Genomic DNA, 19,110 nt, shown 5'->3' on the forward strand with positions numbered 1-19,110 from the left:
TTCACGATGCCGGCGTCAGGAAAATCGCTGTCGCTGCGCATCAGATAGGTGGAATAAGGGGAGAGGCTGACGAGGTCTCCCAGGTTCAGGCGCGTCTCTCTGTAATTCTGGGCCGGGCTCTGGAAGGCCATTCATTTTCTCCGTTGTGACCGGCACGCCAGCCGTACCGGTTTGTAAAGTCAGCTTACGGACTCAGTGCCGGCGGGGCGGCGCTGAGGCTCGTTCTCTGCAGTAGCTTATCCTGCCACGGATCCACATCCGCCAGGGATAAGCGGCGGGCAGGGTCAGCAGCTTTTGCCACTGTGAGGCAGCGAGCCCCCATTCTTCAGCCATCTCTGCCCTGACGGCGGGCTGACTCAGCTTCTGATAGAAATTCATTCACCGCTCCTGATAAGGTAGCCAGCCTCAGCGTACTCATGAAAATATTATGAACAGAAAACAGTTTATCTTATCCAAGGTCGCGACCTGCGCAAACTGGACGTGGAGCTGGTCGTTCATCGATCACAACGATATGAATGTCATCTTCGGTGCATGGGACACGGAAGCGGGAGAAGAACGTGAAGTTATATTACGTACCTCCTGGGAGTTCGTTTCGCGTGATGGGAAACAACGCCGCCAGCCAGGGTATGTTCAGGCGCTGGAGCATCTGGAATATGTGAAGCAGGGTTATGAGCTGTACACGTTCGTTATGGGCCACAGCCTGTCTGAATATTCAGAGGACATATCAAGGATAAAGAAATTCAGCCATCATCTGCAACAGCGCTACCTCGTTCAGGAGGAGGGCGTCTGGTACGCCTGCAGGGAGGCACAGTACCTGCCCGAGGAGTTATCGGCGTCAGCCTTGTACAACGAAGGTGCAAAAACGCAGATCCTCGTGAATGCCTATGAGCGCGACCCTGCCGCCAGAAAAGCCTGTTTGCAACACCATGGCTACCGGTGTCAGGGATGCGGCTTCAGCTTTGAGGAGTTTTACGGAGAAGCCGGGCGGAACTTCATCCACGTCCATCACCGTATTCCGCTGCATACGGTGGGGGAAAATTACCGGCCCGATCCGGTGAATGATATGGTCCCGCTCTGCCCGAACTGCCGCGCCATGGTTCACCGCTCAACGCCACCGATGGAAACAGACGCGCTGAAAGAAATCATTGCCTGCGCCGGACTAAAGAGAAAGGCCGGTCAGTAAGGCTTTGCTGCAAAGCGGTCAGCAGTACGCGCAGATCATGATAAGGCTTCACTGAATTTCTCTGCCACCAGATGATGCAGCATGGCATCGTCGCTTTCCGCCTTCACGCGGCGCCAGCCTGAGCGGTTGAGAAGCGTATCCAGCGCGTTCAGCTCGCCGGTAATGCGGGCGGGAATGGCGCGGCGCTGTTGACCGTGCTCGTCGAAGCCAGAATCAAGCCCGTTACGGTTAAGATAGATACCTGAAACGGCCGGACTGAGACGGAGCTGGCGGCGTCCGCTCCATTCGCTGTCTGCCAGCACCATGTAAATCCAGCCGGTCAGCTTAACTGCCTGCAGCGCGTGCTGTAGCCGGAACAGGTCATTCTGCGCCTTCAGGTTACCGTTACCGGCCCGCCAGAGATAATCGAGCTTACCGGGCAGATCCGCGCGCAGCCCTTTTTCACGGCCCTCCCGCAGTAGCCAGCTGATATCGCTGGCCAGCTCCTTTGCAAAGCGCCGCTGCTTCTCTGCCGTTGCAAGCCAGCGGGTCAGGAAGAGATTTTCCTGCGCGGGAGAATTAACCTGCCCGTCAAGGCGGGCCGTGTACAGGGCAATAAGCCCGCACCAGGCTAAATGACTGACGTTAAGGTTACCTTTATCCATGATAATTTCCGTTAATGCAGTGCTCCCGGGAAGCGGAAGCATATCAGACACACAGTTTAAGTGACTGGAAGGCTTCACGTAAATGAAGGGTGGCCGCCAGACGGCAGGCTGGCTGAAGAACTATTACGCGGATAGCTTCAGAAATACCAATCAGCTGGCAACCTCACGATTCGTCATCCCCGGTGTCTGTATCCGGCTCTTCAGTCAGCTCCTCAATGGCAAAAAGCAGGGGCGGAGGGCACTGTCCCGCCTGCTCGATGCAGGTTCTGAGCAGGCGCATCAGCTCCAATGTCAGCTGAGCCCGGTTAATCTCTTCTCCGTCTCTGGCCATCAGCAGGCAGCACATTCCGGTCAGCCGACAGGCTTCATCGAAAAGATTGTCATTAAGATCAACATCGATTTTCATCCACTTCCTCCCATGTTACAGGGTACTGAAGTCAGGAAAATAAAATGTGGCCGGACTTCACCCCCTTACGGGCTGAAGGATGCGGGCACAAAGACGTCCGGCGACCTCATCGAGCTCTCTGTCAAAACTGGCGCGTTCAGCAGCGCTGAGAAAGCCCTGCTCACGCGCATAGCGCGCGGCGTCCGCTCGGATGCGGTCAGCATGATGCCAGATCATTTCAGTCTGCGATTCTGACAGTTTTCCTGCCTTACGGGCAGTCCCGGCATCGGCCTGAATCACGGTGACACGCAGCGAAATATGCGACAACAGCGGGTCACTGTCGCTGCTGCCATTATCAGCCCTGATAGCATGCTGCACGCTGATGTCGCAGGATGGCCAGAACGGAGAGGGTGAAATTGCTGCAGCTGTGTGACTCAACGCCATCAATATAACGCCTGATGCCAGATATTTCATATGTGCTCTTGTATGCTGAAATTGTGCAGACAGTGTAGTGGGTATTTAGCGGTAAACCAGAAGTGGCGACGCTCTCCTCATGATGATCCGATTTTCAGGGCAGACTGACTTGGATAAAAAAATGGCTCCCGGAGGGAGCCATAAGCACAATCAGTTGCAGTATCAGTTATATGTACCCTGGTGAGGCACATACTGATTATCGGCACGTTCCGCATGGACATAAGCGCAGCCGGGGTAAAATCATCATCCCCCTGTTATTTAACTACCCCCATGGTCTGAGTTATCCAATCAGGCGTCGTCTTTAAGATTGAACACCACCCTTACAGTGGAGAGGCAGCAGCTGACCATTGCTGAAATAACACACTGTTTAAATATCCAGATAAATTTATTCCATCTGGGTCAGATGAGTGATACCTTTTCACCCATAAGACCCTATGGAGGCATTATGTCCGAATTTGAACTACTGGCGCAGGACCTGCTTGAGAAAGCGGCAGTCGAAGAAGAACTGCGGCGGGTAAATGATAAAAAGCTGATTGAGCAGGTACTGGAAATTTATGACCAGAAGTCTGTGGCTGAGCTGCTCAGAAAAGTCGGTAAGAACGAATGGAGCCGTGAAACCCTTAACCGATGGATTAACGGCAAGTGCCAGCCTAAATCACTGACATCCGCTGAGGAGGCGCTTCTGCGTAAAATGCTGCCGCCCCCTCCCGCACACCATCCGGATTATGCATTCAGGTTCGTTGACCTGTTCGCCGGTATAGGTGGCATAAGGAAGGGTTTTGAAGCCATTGGTGGCCAGTGCGTTTTCACCAGCGAATGGAATAAAGAGGCTGTACGCACCTACAAAGCTAACTGGTTTAACGACGAGCAGGCTCACACGTTTAATCTCGACATACGCGAAGTCACCCTCAGCGACAACGATGACGTGTCAGAAACCGATGCCTATGCTCACATTGATACGCATGTGCCGGATCATGATGTCCTTCTGGCAGGTTTCCCCTGTCAGCCGTTCAGCCTTGCGGGCGTAAGCAAAAAGAACTCACTGGGTCGTGCTCATGGCTTTGAATGCGAGGCTCAGGGCACGCTGTTCTTTGACGTGGCGCGTATCATCCGCGCCAAAAAACCCGCTATTTTTGTGCTGGAGAACGTCAAGAACCTGAAAAGCCATGACAAGGGAAAAACCTTTAAAGTCATTATGGAGACGCTTAACGAGCTGGGCTATGAAGTCTCGGATGCGTCAGGTACAGGGAAAAGCGATCCTAAAGTTATCGACGGCCGGCATTTCCTGCCTCAGCACCGTGAACGTATCGTTCTGGTTGGTTTCCGCCGCGACCTGAACATTCATAAGGGCTTTACTCTGCGCGACATCAGCCGCCTGTATCCCGAACAAAGGCCGTCATTTGGCGAGCTGCTTGAGCCCGTTGTGGACAGCAAATATATACTGACGCCAAAACTCTGGGAATATCTTTATAACTACGCTAAAAAACATGCGGCTAAGGGTAACGGCTTTGGCTTTGGCCTCATTAATCCTCAAAATAAAGACAGCGTTGCCCGCACGCTCTCTGCCCGCTACCACAAGGACGGTTCTGAAATACTGATAGATCGTGGCTGGGACATGGCTGCTGGCGAAACTGATTTTGCAGATGAGAAAAATCAGGCGAACCGACCGCGCCGTCTTACCCCACGTGAGTGCGCGCGCCTTATGGGCTTTGAAAAACCTGAAGGCAGACCTTTCCGTATTCCTGTTTCTGATACGCAGTCATACCGGCAGTTTGGTAACTCCGTCGTGGTACCGGTGTTTGAAGCGGTCGCAAAGCTGCTTGAGCCCTACATCCTGAAAGCCGTTTCTGCAGGTGTTCAGGCAAAAAAATCTGACTGAAAATGCCGGCACTGTCTGCCGGCGGGTATCTAAGGCAGCTCTGCATAAAGCCCGGTCAGCTCAGCAATAAACGCCCCCAGGGTTAATAAATCAGCTCTCACCGCTTCCGGATATTTTTTATGGAGCGATGAGGGCACGACCAGCCTGACCCCTTCCTCCTGCATTTCTCTGTACTGCGCTTGTGAAACGCCTTCCTGCAGCGTAAACAGATGCATTTGTGGAATTCTGTCAGCTTCATTCAGTATCTGCCGCCACCGGTCTTTACAGGTAGTTTTAACCGCCAGCATACGCAGATTTTCATCCGGATAATCCGCGTCGTGATAAGCCTCTGCAGAAGGAAACAGAAAATCGGGTTTCTTATTGCCTTCTGTGACGGCCTGAGTGGCGAAGTGTCGGAGGCCGTACTCGATGAAAAGATGCTCCAGGTGCAGTTCAAGGGACTTTCCGGCTCTGGATTTACGTCTGTTACTGACAGAATTGGCCAGTGCAATGAATTCATCTACTGAGCCAAATCCTTTCCGGATAATGTCCAGTACATGCAGTTCCTCGACCAGCAGAAAAATGTCGTACTCAATGCGCCGGCGATCAACAAGCTGCTCATCCGGGTCCCCGGAGTTCTTCACGTAATGGCCAGCTGCATACTGAATAATTTCACTACCGGATGGAAAGCGCTGATGCCACTCTTTGGGAATCAGGTATTTATGATTCACAGGCGCCTGCTGAAGAGACAGGCCGCCCAGAATCTGCCCGGCAGGTCCGGCGATAAGAGTGCCAGGAACAATTTCACCAATTGCAGTCTCAATGACATCTTCTTCATCGGGGCTGGCACATACCCATATATCTACAGCAGGGCTGTCCTGGCTCTCTTCACCAAGCCTGAAGGCAAGAAGCGTCAGGGCGCCGGTATTTTCAGGGTCCTGAAGGGGACTGCCTCTTCCCCAGCGAGTGATCCTTTTTTCATTTCGGGTTTTACCGAAATGGCGGCTGTTATAATAGATTGCACGGGCCTGGCTGTTCGGGCAGTCGTGTGAGGATACATGTGCGGTGAGAAGAACGGAGGGATTCAGTTCCCGGGTGTGATTTATCGATGGGAATAGCCTTTCTACGATAGCCGATGGGATATAAAGCCCTACCTGATGTCCGCCTGTCGCACCGGTATCATTGGCAGAAAGGCGCTTAATGTAGACAAAATAATTGCCGCCCGCTATCTCAAGTAGCCAGTTATGAAAAATCGACATAATGTCCCTCTTATGACCCGAAATTCGAACCGCTATTTTTCCATACCCAAGCAGAAGCAGCCAGCCAGGATGATTAAGGGCAAAATTTAGAATCTAAACTTCAAATATTGCTCAATTTGTTTGTAAGCCGCCACCCACCTGCGCAGAGCCGTACGCCCGACACCAATATGTGCGGCAGCCTCGCGAAAACCGTCTTTACCAGAAAGATAATGCTGCACGGCGGCAAGCCGTAGCTCAAGTGAGAATTTGGGACTACTCATAAAAAACTGCACCTTAGTCAGTTGGATGTCCAACTTTTGGGGTGCAGTCCAGCCAGCGAGCTTTAAATAAAAGAACTTAAAGCTAATGTTGCTAGGAGTGCCACAATAGATGCAAGAACGGTCGCCCCCGTGAATTTCTTTAATGCATCTGATAGAGATATTCCAAGATATTCACGCACAATCCAGAAAGCTGAATCAGTGACATGTGCCCAGCCAATCGACCCAGCTCCGATAGCGATTACCATAATTTCAGGACTTAGCGAGGGGTCCGCTGCCAGCATTGGGCTGATCATACTTGCAGCGCTGATCATCGCAACAGTCGCAGATCCTACTGCAAGGTGCATAATCCATGCGATAAACCAGGCCAGTATTATCGGATTGATATGTGTGCCTAGTAGCATGGATGAAATTGCATTGCCAACACCACTCTTAATAAGCACACCATTAAAAGCCCCTCCAGCTCCGATGACAAAGACTATAGTTGCCAGTACGGGAAAGCTACGCTGTGATGTTTCAAGCAGCTGCAGCATGGTTTTTCCCTGACGAATCCCCAGCGCCCAGTAAGCAAAAATCAATGATATTAAAAGAGCTGTTAAGGGGTTTCCAACGGCAACGGTGAACCTGTGAAAAACGGAGTTTGAGTCAAGACCGGAAGTAAGCGTCTTTAACACCATCAGGATTAAAGGAAGACAAATCGTAAACAACGTAATTCCAAAACCCGGCAGTTGACGTTCCTGCTTGCAATCCGCAGAGGTGCGCGCAGCCAGAAATCTCTCCTGCTCTGGCGTCATTTCTTTTTTACAAACCAGCCTGACCCATACTGGTCCTGAAATAATCATTGTTGGTATGCCGATCATGATGCCATACAGAATAACTTTACCTACGTCTGCATTTAACATCACTGTTATTGCCATTGCCGCTGGATGAGGTGGCAATATACAGTGGATGGTCATCAGAGAGAGCGCCAGTGGAATGCTCAGATACAGCAGATTCATTCTGGTCTGACGGGCAATTTCATATACCAAAGGGATGAGTAAAACAAAGCCGACTTCAAAGAACACAGGAATACCAGCAATGGCTCCGACGGCTGCCATGACCCAGTGCGCGCGTTTCGCTCCCAGATTATTAAGCAGCGTTTTTGCCAGGCGTTCTGCTCCACCCGATTCTTCCAGAACCTTACCCAGTATCCCCCCAAGACCAATGATGGCAATTAAATTACCCAGCGTTCCGCCTATCCCTTTTTCTATAGCATCTACAACTTCCGGTAAGTTCATCCCCGAACCTAGCCCGACCCCAAAACAGGCAATAATGAGAGTCAGAAACGCGTGTACTTTCACTTTAATTATAAGAATAACAATCGCTATAACGGAGGCAAAAAGAACCAGTAACAGCCATGAGCTGTGATCCATATTATTTTCTCCCTGAGTCGATTTAAAGCATCGTCAGTTATTAATCATTGTGTTTGGCTGAATTATGCCCGCCCTAGGGTGGGCACTGTCACAGCTGAAAGTAAAATCGCTCACATTAAAAAATTCCGGCAGCAGAGAACTACCCACCGCTGGTTGTTTTGTATGAATCGGGAGACGGCGGGAATACTATAGTTTTATCACCATTAATAAAGACCCTGCCATGTACATGCGCGTGAATAGCCCTTGCAAGGACTAAATTTTCAACATCCCGGCCCAATGAGACATAATCAGCTGCACTCTGGGCATGGGTGATACGTACGATGTCCTGTTCAATAATTGGACCTTCATCCAGATCTGCGGTGACGTAATGGGAAGTTGCGCCGATAAGTTTTACGCCCCTGCGAAACGCCTGATGATACGGATTCCCGCCTTTGAATGAGGGCAGGAAGGAGTGATGAATGTTAATAATGCGTCCTGACATCTGCTGGCACATTTCATCTGAAAGGATCTGCATGTAACGTGCAAGAACTATTAATTCAGCCTCTGAATCACGTACTATCTGCATCTGTGCCGCTTCGGCTTCTGGCTTGTTCTCTTTAGTAACCGGAATGTGATGGTAAGGAATACCATTACCTTCAACCAGCGCTTGAAAATCAGTGTGGTTAGATATGACAGCGACAATATCAATAGGCAGGGCACCAATTTTCCACCGGAACAGAATATCGTTGAGGCAATGGCCGAAGCGAGAAACCATCAATACAACTTTCAGCTTGCTGTGTTCCTCAAAAAAGTGGCTGTCCATCTGATATTTCTGCACTAATGGGGTAAACCCTCTCTGAATATCTTCCAGCGTACGCCCTTCATCAGAACGGAAAGTGATCCGCATGAAATAGCGATTGGTCGTTTCATCATCGAACTGTGCGCTGTCGCGAATATTACAGCCGTTAGCCGCCAGATAGCTGACGATATCAGCCGTGACGCCGCGGATGGAGGGACAGCTAACACTCAGCACAGCATATTTATTCTCATTCATGGTGGGCTCCTTAATCGTTATCATTCGTTAGCGGGCGTGGTTCATTCTGCCAGCGCCAGGCCGTCAGGGTGTTTTCAAGCAGGCAGGCGATGGTCATAGGACCCACGCCGCCGGGAACAGGAGTGATAGCAGCAGCGTGCCCACATTCTTCAAAGGCCACATCGCCAACGATTCTTGAGCGCCCTTCACGTTCGACGCGGTTTATACCCACATCGATGACGTAAGCACCGGTTTTAATCCACTCCCCTCTGACCAAGCCCGGGCTTCCCGCCGCCACGACTACAATGTCTGCGGTGCGGCATAACTCAGCAATATTGCGAGTTTTAATGTGAGCAACCGTCACCGTACAGTTTTCAGCCATCAGAAGCTGGGCCATAGGTTTACCCACAATGTTGGATTTACCGATCACAACCGCCTTCATTCCGGTCAGGTCATCAATACGATCCTTAAGCAGCATCAAGCATCCCAGAGGGGTACAGGGAATCAGTGATGACTGACCAGTGAAAAGCCGACCTGCATTGATAACGTGAAAACCATCAACATCCTTGTCTGGGTCTATGGCATTGATAACAGCGCGGGTATCCAGATGAGCTGGCAGGGGCAGCTGAACGAGTATGCCGTTGACTCGACGGTCATTATTCAGTCTCTCCAGCAAAGTCATCAGGTCAGACTGTCTGACGGTGGCTGGTAGCCTGAACGAGAAAGACTCCATCCCTGCAGCCAGCGTTTCACGCTGTTTTGAATTGACATAAATGGCGCTCGCCGGGTCATCTCCGACCAGCACTACGGCCAGACCCGGTATCTTTCCGGTTTTAGCGCGGATCTGCGCAACCTCATCCGCTATACGCTCGACCAGACCGGCGGCAAATACTTTCCCGTCAATTCTGGTTGCCCTATAAAGGCTGTCCATCTGGTCTCTCCTCGCAAAAGGGTTAGTAAACGGCAACACTTTTCCGGGCTGCGGAGTTAAAGGTCCGCAGCCTGAATGTCTGGCTTCAAGGTTTTAAGATATCCTGGGCGTCAGGCCAGCTCTGAACCACGTTTCATGAATGTCCAGAATTGCTCCTGAGGAACAAAAGCACCACCGGTTGTCCAGATCACATGCGTTGCTTCCGTCATCTTTCCTGACAGGTCGTTTCTGGCAGCATACGACTGGCCCTGAGAGCTGTTCACAATGAAGTCAGGCCCTGCAAAACCTGCCGTGGCTGATGGCTCCAAGCGAATGTTCTGTGACATCTGGGCATGCCATAGCCAACGGAACAGGTCCTCATCAGCAACGGTGAAAATACCTGACAGAAGCGGCTTCATCACGGTTGCGACAAAAGCCGACATCCGCGCAACGGCCATACCGTCCGCTTCCGTTTTATTGGTCAGGCCAACGTCGTATACCGAAATCAGCTCATCTGAACCACTCATCATGTGTACAAGGGCACATGGAGACTGCACGGGTTCTACAAAAAAGGCATGAACGGCATCGCCAAAAATGGCCTTAAGCCCGTAAGCCACACCCCCTGGCGCACCGCCTATCCCACATGGAAGGTATACAAACAGCGGATGGTCCTTATCAACGATGACACCACTCTGGCCAAGCTGTGCTGCCAGCTCGCTCGCAGCGGCGCTGTAGCCGAAGAACAGAATTTCAGATCGTTCATCATCAACAAAGTAAACGCTAGGGTCGGCCTCCGCGCCCAGTCTTGCCTGCTCAACGGCGGTGGTATAGTCGGCCTGATGCTGCACAACCTCAACGCCCTGACGCGTCAGCCTCTCGACTTTCCACTGTTTTGCATCTGATGACATATGAACAACGGCACGGAACCCCAGAGCGCGGGCAGCGATTCCTACGCTCATGCCAAGATTACCCGTACTGCCAACGGCAATCGTGTGCCGGGAGAATACGGCGCGGGCCTCATCGCCCGCCAACGTCAGAATGTCATCACCTTGCTTATAAATGCCTTTTTCTTCAGCAAGATTAAGGGCGTACATAAAGACTTCATATACTCCCCCACGTGCTTTAATCGAGCCGGCTACAGGCAGATCTCCGTCATTCTTCACGAATATCTGACCAAATTCAGGCCCGGTGTAGCCAAGAGACTTGCGAAGCTCCACTGCTTCATAAAGCCGTGACTGGATAGCTCCTCCAACAGATTCCAGCTCAGGGAAGCAGTAGCTCAACAAAGGCGCGAGACGCTGCCAGTTCTGCTCGGCTTCCTTTACCTGAGAGGCACGAACTGGCAGTGCCGGATCGTTAATCCCACCTTCACGCAGGCTTGGGTTCAGCCATAGTGCTGGTTGCCCTGCCAGAATATCTTCCCGCGCCGGGTTCTCCGGAAGTAAAAAGCTCATCATATCTCTCCAGTACATGAGGTGCGCCGCTGCGCGTCAGGCGCATCTGCATTTTGTTAAAATCACGCGTAGGTCGGGAAACTGGCGCAGAGATCTTCAACCTGCCCCAGGCACTTATCGATGACCGCTACACGCTTCTCGTTATCCAGGAACTGAGCATCAAAAATGTCGGCGATAAGATTCCCGATTAGCTCAAATTCTGCGGCACCAAATCCGCGAGTCGTGCCCGCGGAGGATCCCAAACGCAGCCCCTTCCACTCGGACGGACGTGGGCTATCAAATGGGATCGGGTTTTTGTTGGAAGTGATGTTAATCGACGACAGTGCATCCTGAGCTTTCTGACCGGTTAACCCTTTTGAAGAGACATCAACCAGCACGACATGTGTATCAGTCCCTCCACTTACGATGCGCACTCCGCGATCCTGAAGCACTTTGGCTAACAACTGTGCATTGCTCTTGACGCTGGCCCCATAAGTTTTGAATTCAGGCGTCAATGCTTCACCCAGTGCCACAGCTTTTCCAGCGATGGTTGCCAGGTGGGCACTGCCTTGTACACCGGGAAACACAGAGGGCTGAATTTTTTTGAACAGGTCTTCTCTGTTAGTCAGAACCAAGCCTCCACGTGCACCGCGCAATGTTTTAGTCGTGGTGCATGTGACGATATCTGCGAAAGGAATCGGTGATGGATGAACACCAGCAGCAACCAGGCCCGCAAAGTGCGCCATATCAACCAGATAGAACGCTCCAACTTTGTCTGCAATATCACGCATACGTTTGAAGTTAATCTCACGTGGATATGAAGATCCTCCAGCGATGATTAGCTTGGGCTTATGCTCAAGAGCAAGAGCCTCAACATTGTCGTAATCAATCAGGCCGGTTTCACGATCTACACCGTAAGAGTGGATGGTGAACCAGCGGCCGGACTGGTTCGGTTTGGCTCCATGACTGAGATGTCCGCCTGCCGCAAGGTCAAGACTCAGAACAGAATCACCTGGCTGGAGCAACGCAAAAAACACGGCCTGGTTGGCCTGAGTACCGGAGTGAGGCTGCACATTGACGTAGCTGCATCCGAATAATTCTTTGGCACGGTCAATGGCCGCCTGCTCGACCACATCGGCAAAGGCTGCCCCTCCGTGAAAACGGTTGCCCGGGTACCCCTCAACTGTTTTGTTCGTGATAACCGAACCCAGCGCATCAAGCGTTGCCTGGCTGACCGAATTTTCTGAAGCAATCAGTTCGATTTGTCCCTGCTGGCGTTTTTTTTCATTTTCCAAAGCCTGACTAATGAGAGGGTCACGCGACGAAAGGTTATCTTGGAAGTAGGATTTGCTCATCATGATATCTCGCTTTTGGTTAAGGTCTTTGGTTGTCCTTCAATCACGTTATAAGTATGTTAATCTTCAGAACAAGCGAATAATTTTTCAATAACCCTTAAGTAAAACTTAAAGATAAATATAAGAAAATCCTATGGATATCAATAAACTGGCAGCATTACGGGAACTTGCAGTCCGAAAAACAATGACCGAGGTCGCAAAAAACCTCCACCTTTCCCCCTCTGCTGTATCGCAGCAAATCGCACAGCTTGAGGAAGAAGTCGGCATTGATTTGACAGAGCGAAGGGGCAGAGGCGTTGAGTTAACGATTGCGGGTCAAAGACTAGTAGAACATGCCAACCGGATTTTCACTGAGCTGGAGTCTGCCCGCGCAGAAATGTCGCACCTGAAGAAAGCTGTGGCGGGTAAAATCCGGGTTGCCGCATTTCCGTCAGTTGCAGCTGCGCTTATGCCTGCGACATTTGGCGCGCTGAAAAAATCCCATCCGATGCTTCAGATCCAGTTTGACGAACTAGAACCAGAAGAGTCGTTAACCGCGATAAGAGGCTGGCAGACTGACATTGCACTGATTGACGACCTAAACACGCCAGAGGGTCTGCTCGATGCAGGTATAGGCATCATTCCCCTGATGGAAGATTTATTTCATGTCGTGCTCCCCCCCCAGCACCCTCTTGCAGATAAAAAAAGAATTACCTTTGCTGAGCTAAAGGACGAAAATTGGGTGATTGATACGGCTTCTATGACTTACACGGATATGCTGACAAAAGCCTGCGTGAAGGCCGGTTTTATGCCAAACATAGTGGCAAAGTGTAAGGGATTTGAGGTGACAATCGCTCTCGTTCGGGGTGGTTGCGCTATAGCCATTCTGCCTGAGCTGAGAGCGAAAATGGAACTTGAAGGCGCACTCGTCAGACGGGTTTACCCTGAGATAAGACGCAAAATTTTCGTGGTCTACAGAAAAAGCGAGAAGAAGAGCCCTTCTGTTAAGGCATTTCTGACCGCCCTGTACGAGCAGTCAGTTATCCTTAAATGCGGGAGTTTTGGTTCCGAATCTGAAGCGTTTATTCAACATTTACTCTTAAACTGAATAAAAAACTACTGGCTTCAGGGCAGTAAAAGAAAATGGACGCCGGAAAATCTGCTGATACGTGAAATAAATGAATCTTAACAGGAGAATTTCCTGTTTATCACTCACTGTGTCTACTGTTTGCTCATAAGGGAAATTAATCACCTGTAGTCATTCCGAGTTTTCAAACCCTATCCAAGTTGACATTAAACACAACTGCTAACCCAATATGGACATCATGCGCGCCGTTCTCGCGGAAGAAATGCTCTTTCTGAAACAGCGGGGCGGCCATTTTAATGCCCATGCGCTGCCGCCCGCTCAGCCGGTAAGTGCTCAAGTTGCTGCAGCTGGATTTGCCGGGTGGCTTCGGATATGGCGAGGATATCATCGGCGAGCTCTTTACGGATAAGGCACAGCAACAGAGCCACCCGGCGCTCTGTCCGCTCCGGCGTGTCGGGGGGCAGGCGATAGCGCAGGGTGCCCTGACCGCCCCTTTCGCTGACGAAATGCACGGCGACTTCGGGCATGACGCCACCGGACACCCGGTGCCAGCTGACGCCCAGCCGCGCTCCCGACAGCACCATCCTGGCCTCCATTACCGTGTCGGCCACAAGGTCCGGATACCGGCTCCGGTCTGAAGGCATGCTGATGAAGTTCATTTCAGCCCCCGGTCATTTGCCTGCGTTCAACTACTGCATGTATGCGGCAGACATCTGTCTGCCGCACGGCCACTGCCTTCCCTCGGTCAGGTCACATAATGTTCAATCGGCTCACGAGCCTGACTCTCAATGGGAATGCGCCGGGGTTTCTCGCTCTCCGGCACTTCAAGCCTCAGTCCCACGTACAGCAAACCGTCCCGCAGGCGGGCCTCGGTGACTTTCACGTGTTCCGGCACGCTGTAGCTCAGGCGGAAATCTGCCCGGCTGATGCCCCGGTGCAGCCAGTGTCCACCTCCAGCAGTCTCCGTTTCACCATCGGTGCTGTCTTCACGGTGGCCGCTGACGGTGAGACGGCCATCTGAGACCTCAATCTCCAGCTCTTTCTCCTGCCAGCCAGAACGCTGACGGTCAATGCATAACGTTCGTTATCCAGCTGTTTCAGGTCATAGGGCGGCGTCATGGGGACTGGGGTATCGCCGGTCAGCTGGCTGAACAGACGATCAATACGGCTGAACCGGTCAGACAGCAAAGAGTCGGCCACGGAAGGAATAACGGGGAAATTACGTAATACCATGGTGATAACCTCCTGAATTAGTCGTTCATTCAAAAGTTCATCTGGAACGGGTATATCCCGTGCAGGGAAAATATAATCCTGAGGAATAAATTTTCAAGGGGTTGTTGAGCTTTTTTTGACCTGCTCAGGGAATGTGTAAGTCATACTCCTCTGCCCCGACTTGCTGGTACGCCGGAGTTTCATCAGATGCATAAACTGAATTGCACCAGTATGGTGGGGAGAGTGACGGAAATTACGGCGCAGTCTCCATTAAGGAGTGTCGTACTAATCAGGGCAAGCCTGCACACTCCATTTAGTGCGCAGCCAGCTCCTGGAAAAATTTCGGGTTAGCCTGGATAGTTGCCAGCACCTTCGCAGCCAGTCCGGTCGGATTACGCCGTCCGGTTTCCCAGCTCTTGATGGTGTCGAGACTGGTCCCCAGCACTTTCGCCATCTCGCTCTGTGAAACGTTCAGCTGCACCCTGATGGCCTTCACATCAGCCAGCTCGTAACGGGTGATGCGGGCGGGCGCTCTGACGCCGTTTTTAATTTCAACGGCCTCTTCCAGCGATGCTTTCAGCTCATCAAAAAAACTCATGTCACACCTCATCTTTCAGTTGTTGGGTCAGCGCCTTTAGTGTGGCTTTCTCTGCGTCCGTCAGGCTGTCTTTGGTGCTTTTTGGGTAGGCCATCACCAGATAGATCACCTCGACGGTCGCCAGGAAGTAAATCACTCTTGCACTGCTGCTTTTTCCCTGATTGCCCGTCGCCATCCTGACTTTTCGCAGCCCGCCGGTTTTCTGGATGAGATCGCCTTTGTCCGGCGACTCAATCAGCGTCTTTTGTAGCTCCCAGAGCTCTTCATCCGTGGCGATCTGTTTTATCTGACGAGTAAACATCGGGGTCTCGATAAACTCAATCGCGTTACTCACGGCTGTCTCCTGTTCTTAATAGAGTACATTGTACACTCAATTCTGATTTCGGAAAAGTGGAGACATCGAGTGGCCATAGTAGGGGGCATTTTGATGTGGCTGGCGAGCAGCGCGCAGCCTGCCCCTGAATGCCGCGTGAGCGGCATGGAGGCGCCAGAAATCGTTCAGGACGGCACTGGTGCCATCGGGCGCCGTGAGCCCGGCAGAGCCGGTTACAGGGTCGATGGTGGCAAAAGCCCAACCACGCCCTGACTGACGCCGTTTAAGCAGCGGCCTTTCAGGCGCGAATAAGTCAGACGGTCGCAGACAAAAGAAAGTGACCGCAGGCCTCATACCTTTCAGCCATATCAAATGTATAGTTACAGCATCCATCTAAAAGCGACTCCATTCCGGCCCCCCGGGCCGGGGCGGCGGCGCTTTTCAGGTGGGTTTTGCTCGATGCTGTGTGGATTTCGGTCCTGATGGCTGCACGGTATGTGAAAAGGGCTGAAGAGTATATGTAACTGCGGTTTTCTGCCCGCCGTTTCTGGCGGGAGCTACCTCTGACGCGGAGCGGCTGAACCGAACCGGCGCGGACGCAGTCCGCTGCAAGGGCGGCCGTTATTCACCTGTCCAAAGGGCGGGTGGAGACTAGGTTTTATTTTTAAAGGTAAGTACTACCAGTTTTTTAAAAGAATAAAGGTCGGGTGTTTAAAAGGAACAGCGCGGTTTGGAAAAAAGCCGGATAGCGGTTAAGCGACTCTCCGGTCAGGGGTTTAAAAGTCAGGTCTCTCGTGGTTAATGTGGATAAGTCATTCATGCGGCTGCGGAATGGCATTTTCCTGTGATTCTGATGCGGGTGATGGCAAGCCTTGTGTATGATGTAACTATTATTGTCGTGTTTTTAATCACTCTTGTGTTTCCTGCAGGCGAGCGAGGGCCTCCGGCGATAACCGGATAGTTGGCTTCAGTCGGTGGAAAAAACAGCGCCGGCGATTAAGACCGGGTTGGTGAGAGAATCTGTAATGAAGCTCCGGGCGATCAGGCAATGAATGACCAGGGTCCTTCAGGTTGTGACCAGCAGATCGTCGTCCAGTCGGGCATAACGGCCGCGTGAAAGCTTCATGCGCTCGGTGACGCGGCGCTCTATTTCGGCTTTCACCGCGTCCAGACCGCCGAAGAAGCGCTCGTGACGGATTTCTTTCTGAAGCTGCAGTCGGACCAGCTGCTCGATGTCCTTACGGGTGCGCGGCGCGTCTTTACGCGCGCGGTGGCGCTTCATGCCGTGCTCGCGACGGGACTTTTGGTACTCGCGGAAGCGCTCACGCACGAACGACCAGGCAGCGTTGATGAGCTCGCCGGCATCGGCGCGCGGCAGGCCCTTCTTCTCGCGCTGGCTGTTTTCCCACTCGATGCGGCTGCGGCGCGCGGCCGCGACTGCTTCTTCCGACACGTCGAGCACCTGCCACATCAGCGGCGCGAAGGTGATGTCCGTAGGAATGTTACAGCCGATGTCTTTGTCGTATTCGGTGGTGTAGGTGAGGAGCTTCAGTTGCGCCAGGAACTGCACGGCGCCGGTGAAACGGGTGATCGAGAGGCGTTTTTTCTCCGTGGCCAGCCCGCAGCGGATGCTCATGGTCGTGAGAGAGGCCCCCACGCGGTTGGCCAGCGGATTATAATAGTGGCAGAGCGCCTGTAGCGCGGCTTCAAGCGCGCGGATGCGGAGCTCAGGCGGACGGCGCTTGCGTGTTCCGCGGGCGATTTCCATGGCCACCAGTGCCTGAAACTCAATGCGCTGAGTGAAACCCGACGCTTTCTCACGGATCTTCTCGCAGAACGGCAGCGTTTTCTTTCCCTTTACCGGCACAAACTCCGGGTAAGGATTTTTTACCTGCCGGTAAAATGATGTGTTTTCAGATATCTGTTCAGCCACGCCATCCTGCGCTTACGTTGCACAGAAGGAGTGAGCACAGAAGGTATTGCAGTTTTCTGGGCATGTAACTATACTCCCCGCATAGAGCAACAGCTTCTATGCAGAATATGTGAGCCCCGTTAATCTTCTTGGTCGCCAAACTCAGAGAGATTATCGGGGTTTTCTTTTTTCTGGCCTTCAGTGTTCCGTCAGTACCAGTCTCCCGCCACCTTACGGCGTGGCCCGCCAGAATTCGTTACGGTCTGCAATTTAACACTCATAACCCTAACAGGCAATAACGTCATTTACTCACTTTTCTTGTAGGATCTGCATATTTGCCCAGTTCCTGCTCAATAAATGACTCAATCATTTCCGCCTGTGTCATGCCTCGCTCGGCACAAAGCTGATCTAAACCATCTTTATGCGCATTATGTATAAACACATTAACTGACTTGTGTGTATCACGCTTTCTGGCTGCGAAGTGCCGTTGTTTTTCGGCGGCAGATAGCGGATTGCCTTTTCGGTATAAGCGTTTCGAGGTTGAAGATTCCGCGTTGTTTTCTCGTGACATCTTTGCTCCTCCACAAAACTTCAGACAGAATTTTGTGGAGCATACTACAGTTCCCTGGAATCAGCGACTTAACTTTATTTCAGACCCTCCGCGTTGGCGCGCGTGCAGGCCTGATTTTCAGAAAAGGATCAATATGGAAGCGTGTAATCCGTGCCTTCTGACCACCTGGCATTCCAGTGCTGCAGATACTGACTGGCGACTGCCGGGGCGTTGCTGATGACCATCGCGTTTTCACTGTTCATGTGTGCTGCGGCCCGGGTGTAATTGAAGCTGCCGGTTTCAACCGTCTGACGGTCCGCCACAATGAACTTGTCATGCAGCGCCGCGAACCGGCCGTTCAGCCGGACAGGAATGTCGCCACCCGCGAGAAGACCGATGGCCGTCTGGCTTTTACGGTTCTGATTAGCTCTTTCATCCAGCACGACGAGAACGTCCACGCCGCGCGCTTTAGCTCTGATAAGAGACCGGGCCACCTCAGGTGACGTGAAGCTGTAACCGGCCAGCCTGATTTCTGCACGGGCGCTGTCAATGACGCTGAGCACCAGCGCTTCAGCGCCGCCGTCCGGTGAGAAGGCGACCCTGACTGCAGGCGCTTCTGCCCGGACAGCCGGACAAAGCAGGATGAGGCCGCTCAGAAGTAGCAGGATTTTTTTCATGGGGTTTACCTCAGAGGGTCGTGAGCGTGCCGGATTTTTAATCCTGGACGCGAGGGACCGGCCAACCGCAGGGCGGCAGCCGGCAGGGTGTCAGTCAGGTTTACCGGTGATCAGCACGTTCAGCAGGCTCATGTCCGAGTACGCCTGCTTCACCAGCTGCACGCCGGCCACGAAAGCGGCCACGTTCAGCAGCGGAAAAATCCACAGGCTGATGTTGTGCAGCGCGATGCCCGTGACCGGCGGGAATATCAGCGCGATGACAATCAGACCGGCAATCACGGTGGTCAGGTTACGCCCCCGCACGAAGCGTCCGTGCTCTCGCCTCACCAGCTGCGGATGCAGCAGGAGCGTCACCGGCATCATGGCGGGGCGCACCTTCATGTCGCGCACGCGCGCCGCGTCCTCCTCCGGCAGACTGTGCACCCGGGCAAACACGCCGACGGCGTTGTCCACCGCCTGTCCGATGCCCGGAATGCCCGGGCCGTCCCCGCCCCGGCTCCAGCGCCGCATCAGCGGTCCGGCCTCGCGCATCTCCGGCAGCCAGACCAGCAGCATCAGCAGTGAAACCGCCACGGTGGCGGTAATAAGCAGTGTCGTCAT

Annotated in this window: 21 protein-coding genes and 1 pseudogene; 4 read left to right on the forward strand and 18 right to left on the reverse strand. The window is 52.5% G+C overall.

What is annotated here, in order from left to right; translation table 11 throughout:
* Positions 1-427 precede the first annotated feature (427 nt).
* Entirely contained in the window at positions 428-1,183 is a 756-nt protein-coding gene (locus tag JK231_RS22785; RefSeq protein WP_211729613.1) for an HNH endonuclease, read from the forward strand.
* 35 nt (positions 1,184-1,218) lie between these two features.
* On the opposite strand, the gene JK231_RS22790 is transcribed toward JK231_RS22785, so the two are convergent.
* From JK231_RS22790 to JK231_RS22800, 3 genes are all read right to left on the reverse strand, one after another.
* Entirely contained in the window at positions 1,219-1,827 is a 609-nt protein-coding gene (locus JK231_RS22790) for a DUF2913 family protein (RefSeq protein ID WP_211729614.1), read from the reverse strand.
* Positions 1,828-1,990: 163 nt separating this feature from the next.
* Positions 1,991-2,233, reverse strand: a complete 243-nt coding sequence (locus tag JK231_RS22795; RefSeq protein WP_211729615.1) for a DUF2767 family protein — start codon at positions 2,231-2,233, stop codon at positions 1,991-1,993.
* 57 nt (positions 2,234-2,290) lie between these two features.
* Positions 2,291-2,686: a hypothetical protein gene (locus JK231_RS22800; protein ID WP_211729616.1), complete on the reverse strand. Its 396-nt coding sequence runs from the start codon at positions 2,684-2,686 to the stop codon at positions 2,291-2,293.
* Between the two features lie 445 nt (positions 2,687-3,131).
* Here JK231_RS22800 and JK231_RS22805 point away from each other — a divergent pair, with 445 nt between their 5' ends.
* Positions 3,132-4,565, forward strand: a complete 1,434-nt coding sequence (locus JK231_RS22805; RefSeq protein WP_249221804.1) for a DNA cytosine methyltransferase — start codon at positions 3,132-3,134, stop codon at positions 4,563-4,565.
* A 29-nt stretch (positions 4,566-4,594) separates the two neighbouring features.
* Here JK231_RS22805 and JK231_RS22810 read toward each other — a convergent pair whose 3' ends face one another.
* The 7 genes from JK231_RS22810 to glyA form a co-directional block, all read right to left on the reverse strand.
* Complete coding sequence (locus tag JK231_RS22810; protein ID WP_211729617.1) at positions 4,595-5,803, reverse strand: type II restriction endonuclease; 1,209 nt, start codon at positions 5,801-5,803, stop codon at positions 4,595-4,597.
* Positions 5,804-5,889: 86 nt separating this feature from the next.
* A complete protein-coding gene (locus tag JK231_RS22815; protein WP_211729618.1) occupies positions 5,890-6,063 on the reverse strand; it encodes a helix-turn-helix domain-containing protein in 174 nt (57 codons plus the stop codon).
* A 62-nt stretch (positions 6,064-6,125) separates the two neighbouring features.
* Positions 6,126-7,472 (reverse strand): gluconate:H+ symporter, encoded by a 1,347-nt coding sequence (locus JK231_RS22820; RefSeq protein ID WP_211729619.1) that lies wholly within the window; start codon positions 7,470-7,472, stop codon positions 6,126-6,128.
* A 139-nt stretch (positions 7,473-7,611) separates the two neighbouring features.
* A complete protein-coding gene (gene purU, locus JK231_RS22825) occupies positions 7,612-8,505 on the reverse strand; it encodes a formyltetrahydrofolate deformylase (RefSeq protein ID WP_211729620.1) in 894 nt (297 codons plus the stop codon).
* A 10-nt stretch (positions 8,506-8,515) separates the two neighbouring features.
* Positions 8,516-9,415, reverse strand: a complete 900-nt coding sequence (folD, locus tag JK231_RS22830) for a bifunctional methylenetetrahydrofolate dehydrogenase/methenyltetrahydrofolate cyclohydrolase FolD (protein WP_211729621.1) — start codon at positions 9,413-9,415, stop codon at positions 8,516-8,518.
* Positions 9,416-9,525: 110 nt separating this feature from the next.
* The gene (locus JK231_RS22835) at positions 9,526-10,851 is read right to left on the reverse strand and encodes a D-serine ammonia-lyase (protein ID WP_211729622.1); all 1,326 of its coding nucleotides are present in this window, start codon (positions 10,849-10,851) and stop codon (positions 9,526-9,528) included.
* Between the two features lie 59 nt (positions 10,852-10,910).
* Positions 10,911-12,185 carry a serine hydroxymethyltransferase gene (gene glyA, locus JK231_RS22840; protein WP_211729623.1) on the reverse strand — a complete coding sequence of 425 codons (1,275 nt, stop codon included), beginning with the start codon at positions 12,183-12,185 and terminating at the stop codon, positions 10,911-10,913.
* Positions 12,186-12,315: 130 nt separating this feature from the next.
* Between glyA and JK231_RS22845 the strand changes: the two genes are divergently transcribed.
* The gene (locus tag JK231_RS22845; RefSeq protein ID WP_211729624.1) at positions 12,316-13,269 is read left to right on the forward strand and encodes a LysR family transcriptional regulator; all 954 of its coding nucleotides are present in this window, start codon (positions 12,316-12,318) and stop codon (positions 13,267-13,269) included.
* 272 nt (positions 13,270-13,541) lie between these two features.
* On the opposite strand, the gene JK231_RS22850 is transcribed toward JK231_RS22845, so the two are convergent.
* The 4 genes and pseudogenes from JK231_RS22850 to JK231_RS22865 all read right to left on the reverse strand — a co-directional run bounded on the left by JK231_RS22850 (position 13,542) and on the right by JK231_RS22865 (position 15,392).
* Positions 13,542-13,907, reverse strand: coding sequence for a hypothetical protein (locus JK231_RS22850; RefSeq protein WP_211729625.1), 366 nt, complete (start codon positions 13,905-13,907; stop codon positions 13,542-13,544).
* Between the two features lie 86 nt (positions 13,908-13,993).
* Positions 13,994-14,481, reverse strand: a pseudogene (locus tag JK231_RS22855) (Hsp20 family protein).
* A 292-nt stretch (positions 14,482-14,773) separates the two neighbouring features.
* On the reverse strand, positions 14,774-15,058 hold the full coding sequence (gene nadS / locus JK231_RS22860; RefSeq protein ID WP_211729626.1) for a NadS family protein: 285 nt from the start codon (positions 15,056-15,058) through the stop codon (positions 14,774-14,776).
* Position 15,059: 1 nt separating this feature from the next.
* Positions 15,060-15,392 (reverse strand): type II toxin-antitoxin system RelE/ParE family toxin, encoded by a 333-nt coding sequence (locus JK231_RS22865; RefSeq protein ID WP_211729627.1) that lies wholly within the window; start codon positions 15,390-15,392, stop codon positions 15,060-15,062.
* A gap of 69 nt (positions 15,393-15,461) precedes the next feature.
* On the opposite strand from JK231_RS22865, the gene JK231_RS22870 reads away from it, so the two are divergent.
* Positions 15,462-15,644, forward strand: a complete 183-nt coding sequence (locus tag JK231_RS22870) for a hypothetical protein (protein ID WP_211729628.1) — start codon at positions 15,462-15,464, stop codon at positions 15,642-15,644.
* Between the two features lie 793 nt (positions 15,645-16,437).
* Here JK231_RS22870 and repA (JK231_RS22875) read toward each other — a convergent pair.
* The 4 genes from repA (JK231_RS22875) to JK231_RS22895 all read right to left on the reverse strand — a co-directional run bounded on the left by repA (JK231_RS22875) (position 16,438) and on the right by JK231_RS22895 (position 19,110).
* On the reverse strand, positions 16,438-17,304 hold the full coding sequence (repA, locus tag JK231_RS22875; protein WP_211729629.1) for a plasmid replication initiator RepA: 867 nt from the start codon (positions 17,302-17,304) through the stop codon (positions 16,438-16,440).
* 280 nt (positions 17,305-17,584) lie between these two features.
* Entirely contained in the window at positions 17,585-17,854 is a 270-nt protein-coding gene (gene repA, locus JK231_RS22885) for a replication regulatory protein RepA (RefSeq protein ID WP_200681324.1), read from the reverse strand.
* Between the two features lie 128 nt (positions 17,855-17,982).
* On the reverse strand, positions 17,983-18,510 hold the full coding sequence (locus JK231_RS22890) for a phospholipase D family protein (protein WP_211729630.1): 528 nt from the start codon (positions 18,508-18,510) through the stop codon (positions 17,983-17,985).
* Positions 18,511-18,600: 90 nt separating this feature from the next.
* Positions 18,601-19,110: a hypothetical protein gene (locus JK231_RS22895; RefSeq protein ID WP_211729631.1), complete on the reverse strand. Its 510-nt coding sequence runs from the start codon at positions 19,108-19,110 to the stop codon at positions 18,601-18,603.

This window comes from Pantoea sp. JGM49, assembly GCF_018257655.1.
In the GTDB taxonomy this organism is placed as follows: Bacteria; Pseudomonadota; Gammaproteobacteria; order Enterobacterales; family Enterobacteriaceae; genus Pantoea; species Pantoea communis.

Bases quoted from the DNA above. Each gene is read 5' to 3' on its own strand.
- nadS (WP_211729626.1), bottom strand. From the start codon at position 15,058: ATGAGTTTTTTTGATGAGCTGAAAGCATCGCTGGAAGAGGCCGTTGAA.
- glyA (WP_211729623.1), bottom strand. From the start codon at position 12,185: ATGATGAGCAAATCCTACTTCCAAGATAACCTTTCGTCGCGTGACCCT.
- JK231_RS22800 (WP_211729616.1), bottom strand. From the start codon at position 2,686: ATGAAATATCTGGCATCAGGCGTTATATTGATGGCGTTGAGTCACACA.
- JK231_RS22795 (WP_211729615.1), bottom strand. From the start codon at position 2,233: ATGAAAATCGATGTTGATCTTAATGACAATCTTTTCGATGAAGCCTGT.
- repA (WP_200681324.1), bottom strand. From the start codon at position 17,854: ATGTCACGAGAAAACAACGCGGAATCTTCAACCTCGAAACGCTTATAC.
- JK231_RS22785 (WP_211729613.1), top strand. From the start codon at position 428: ATGAACAGAAAACAGTTTATCTTATCCAAGGTCGCGACCTGCGCAAAC.
- JK231_RS22850 (WP_211729625.1), bottom strand. From the start codon at position 13,907: ATGAACTTCATCAGCATGCCTTCAGACCGGAGCCGGTATCCGGACCTT.
- JK231_RS22805 (WP_249221804.1), top strand. From the start codon at position 3,132: ATGTCCGAATTTGAACTACTGGCGCAGGACCTGCTTGAGAAAGCGGCA.
- JK231_RS22845 (WP_211729624.1), top strand. From the start codon at position 12,316: ATGGATATCAATAAACTGGCAGCATTACGGGAACTTGCAGTCCGAAAA.
- JK231_RS22810 (WP_211729617.1), bottom strand. From the start codon at position 5,803: ATGTCGATTTTTCATAACTGGCTACTTGAGATAGCGGGCGGCAATTAT.
- JK231_RS22890 (WP_211729630.1), bottom strand. From the start codon at position 18,510: ATGAAAAAAATCCTGCTACTTCTGAGCGGCCTCATCCTGCTTTGTCCG.
- JK231_RS22815 (WP_211729618.1), bottom strand. From the start codon at position 6,063: ATGAGTAGTCCCAAATTCTCACTTGAGCTACGGCTTGCCGCCGTGCAG.
- JK231_RS22790 (WP_211729614.1), bottom strand. From the start codon at position 1,827: ATGGATAAAGGTAACCTTAACGTCAGTCATTTAGCCTGGTGCGGGCTT.
- JK231_RS22895 (WP_211729631.1), bottom strand. From the start codon at position 19,110: ATGACGACACTGCTTATTACCGCCACCGTGGCGGTTTCACTGCTGATG.
- JK231_RS22835 (WP_211729622.1), bottom strand. From the start codon at position 10,851: ATGATGAGCTTTTTACTTCCGGAGAACCCGGCGCGGGAAGATATTCTG.
- JK231_RS22820 (WP_211729619.1), bottom strand. From the start codon at position 7,472: ATGGATCACAGCTCATGGCTGTTACTGGTTCTTTTTGCCTCCGTTATA.
- purU (WP_211729620.1), bottom strand. From the start codon at position 8,505: ATGAATGAGAATAAATATGCTGTGCTGAGTGTTAGCTGTCCCTCCATC.
- folD (WP_211729621.1), bottom strand. From the start codon at position 9,415: ATGGACAGCCTTTATAGGGCAACCAGAATTGACGGGAAAGTATTTGCC.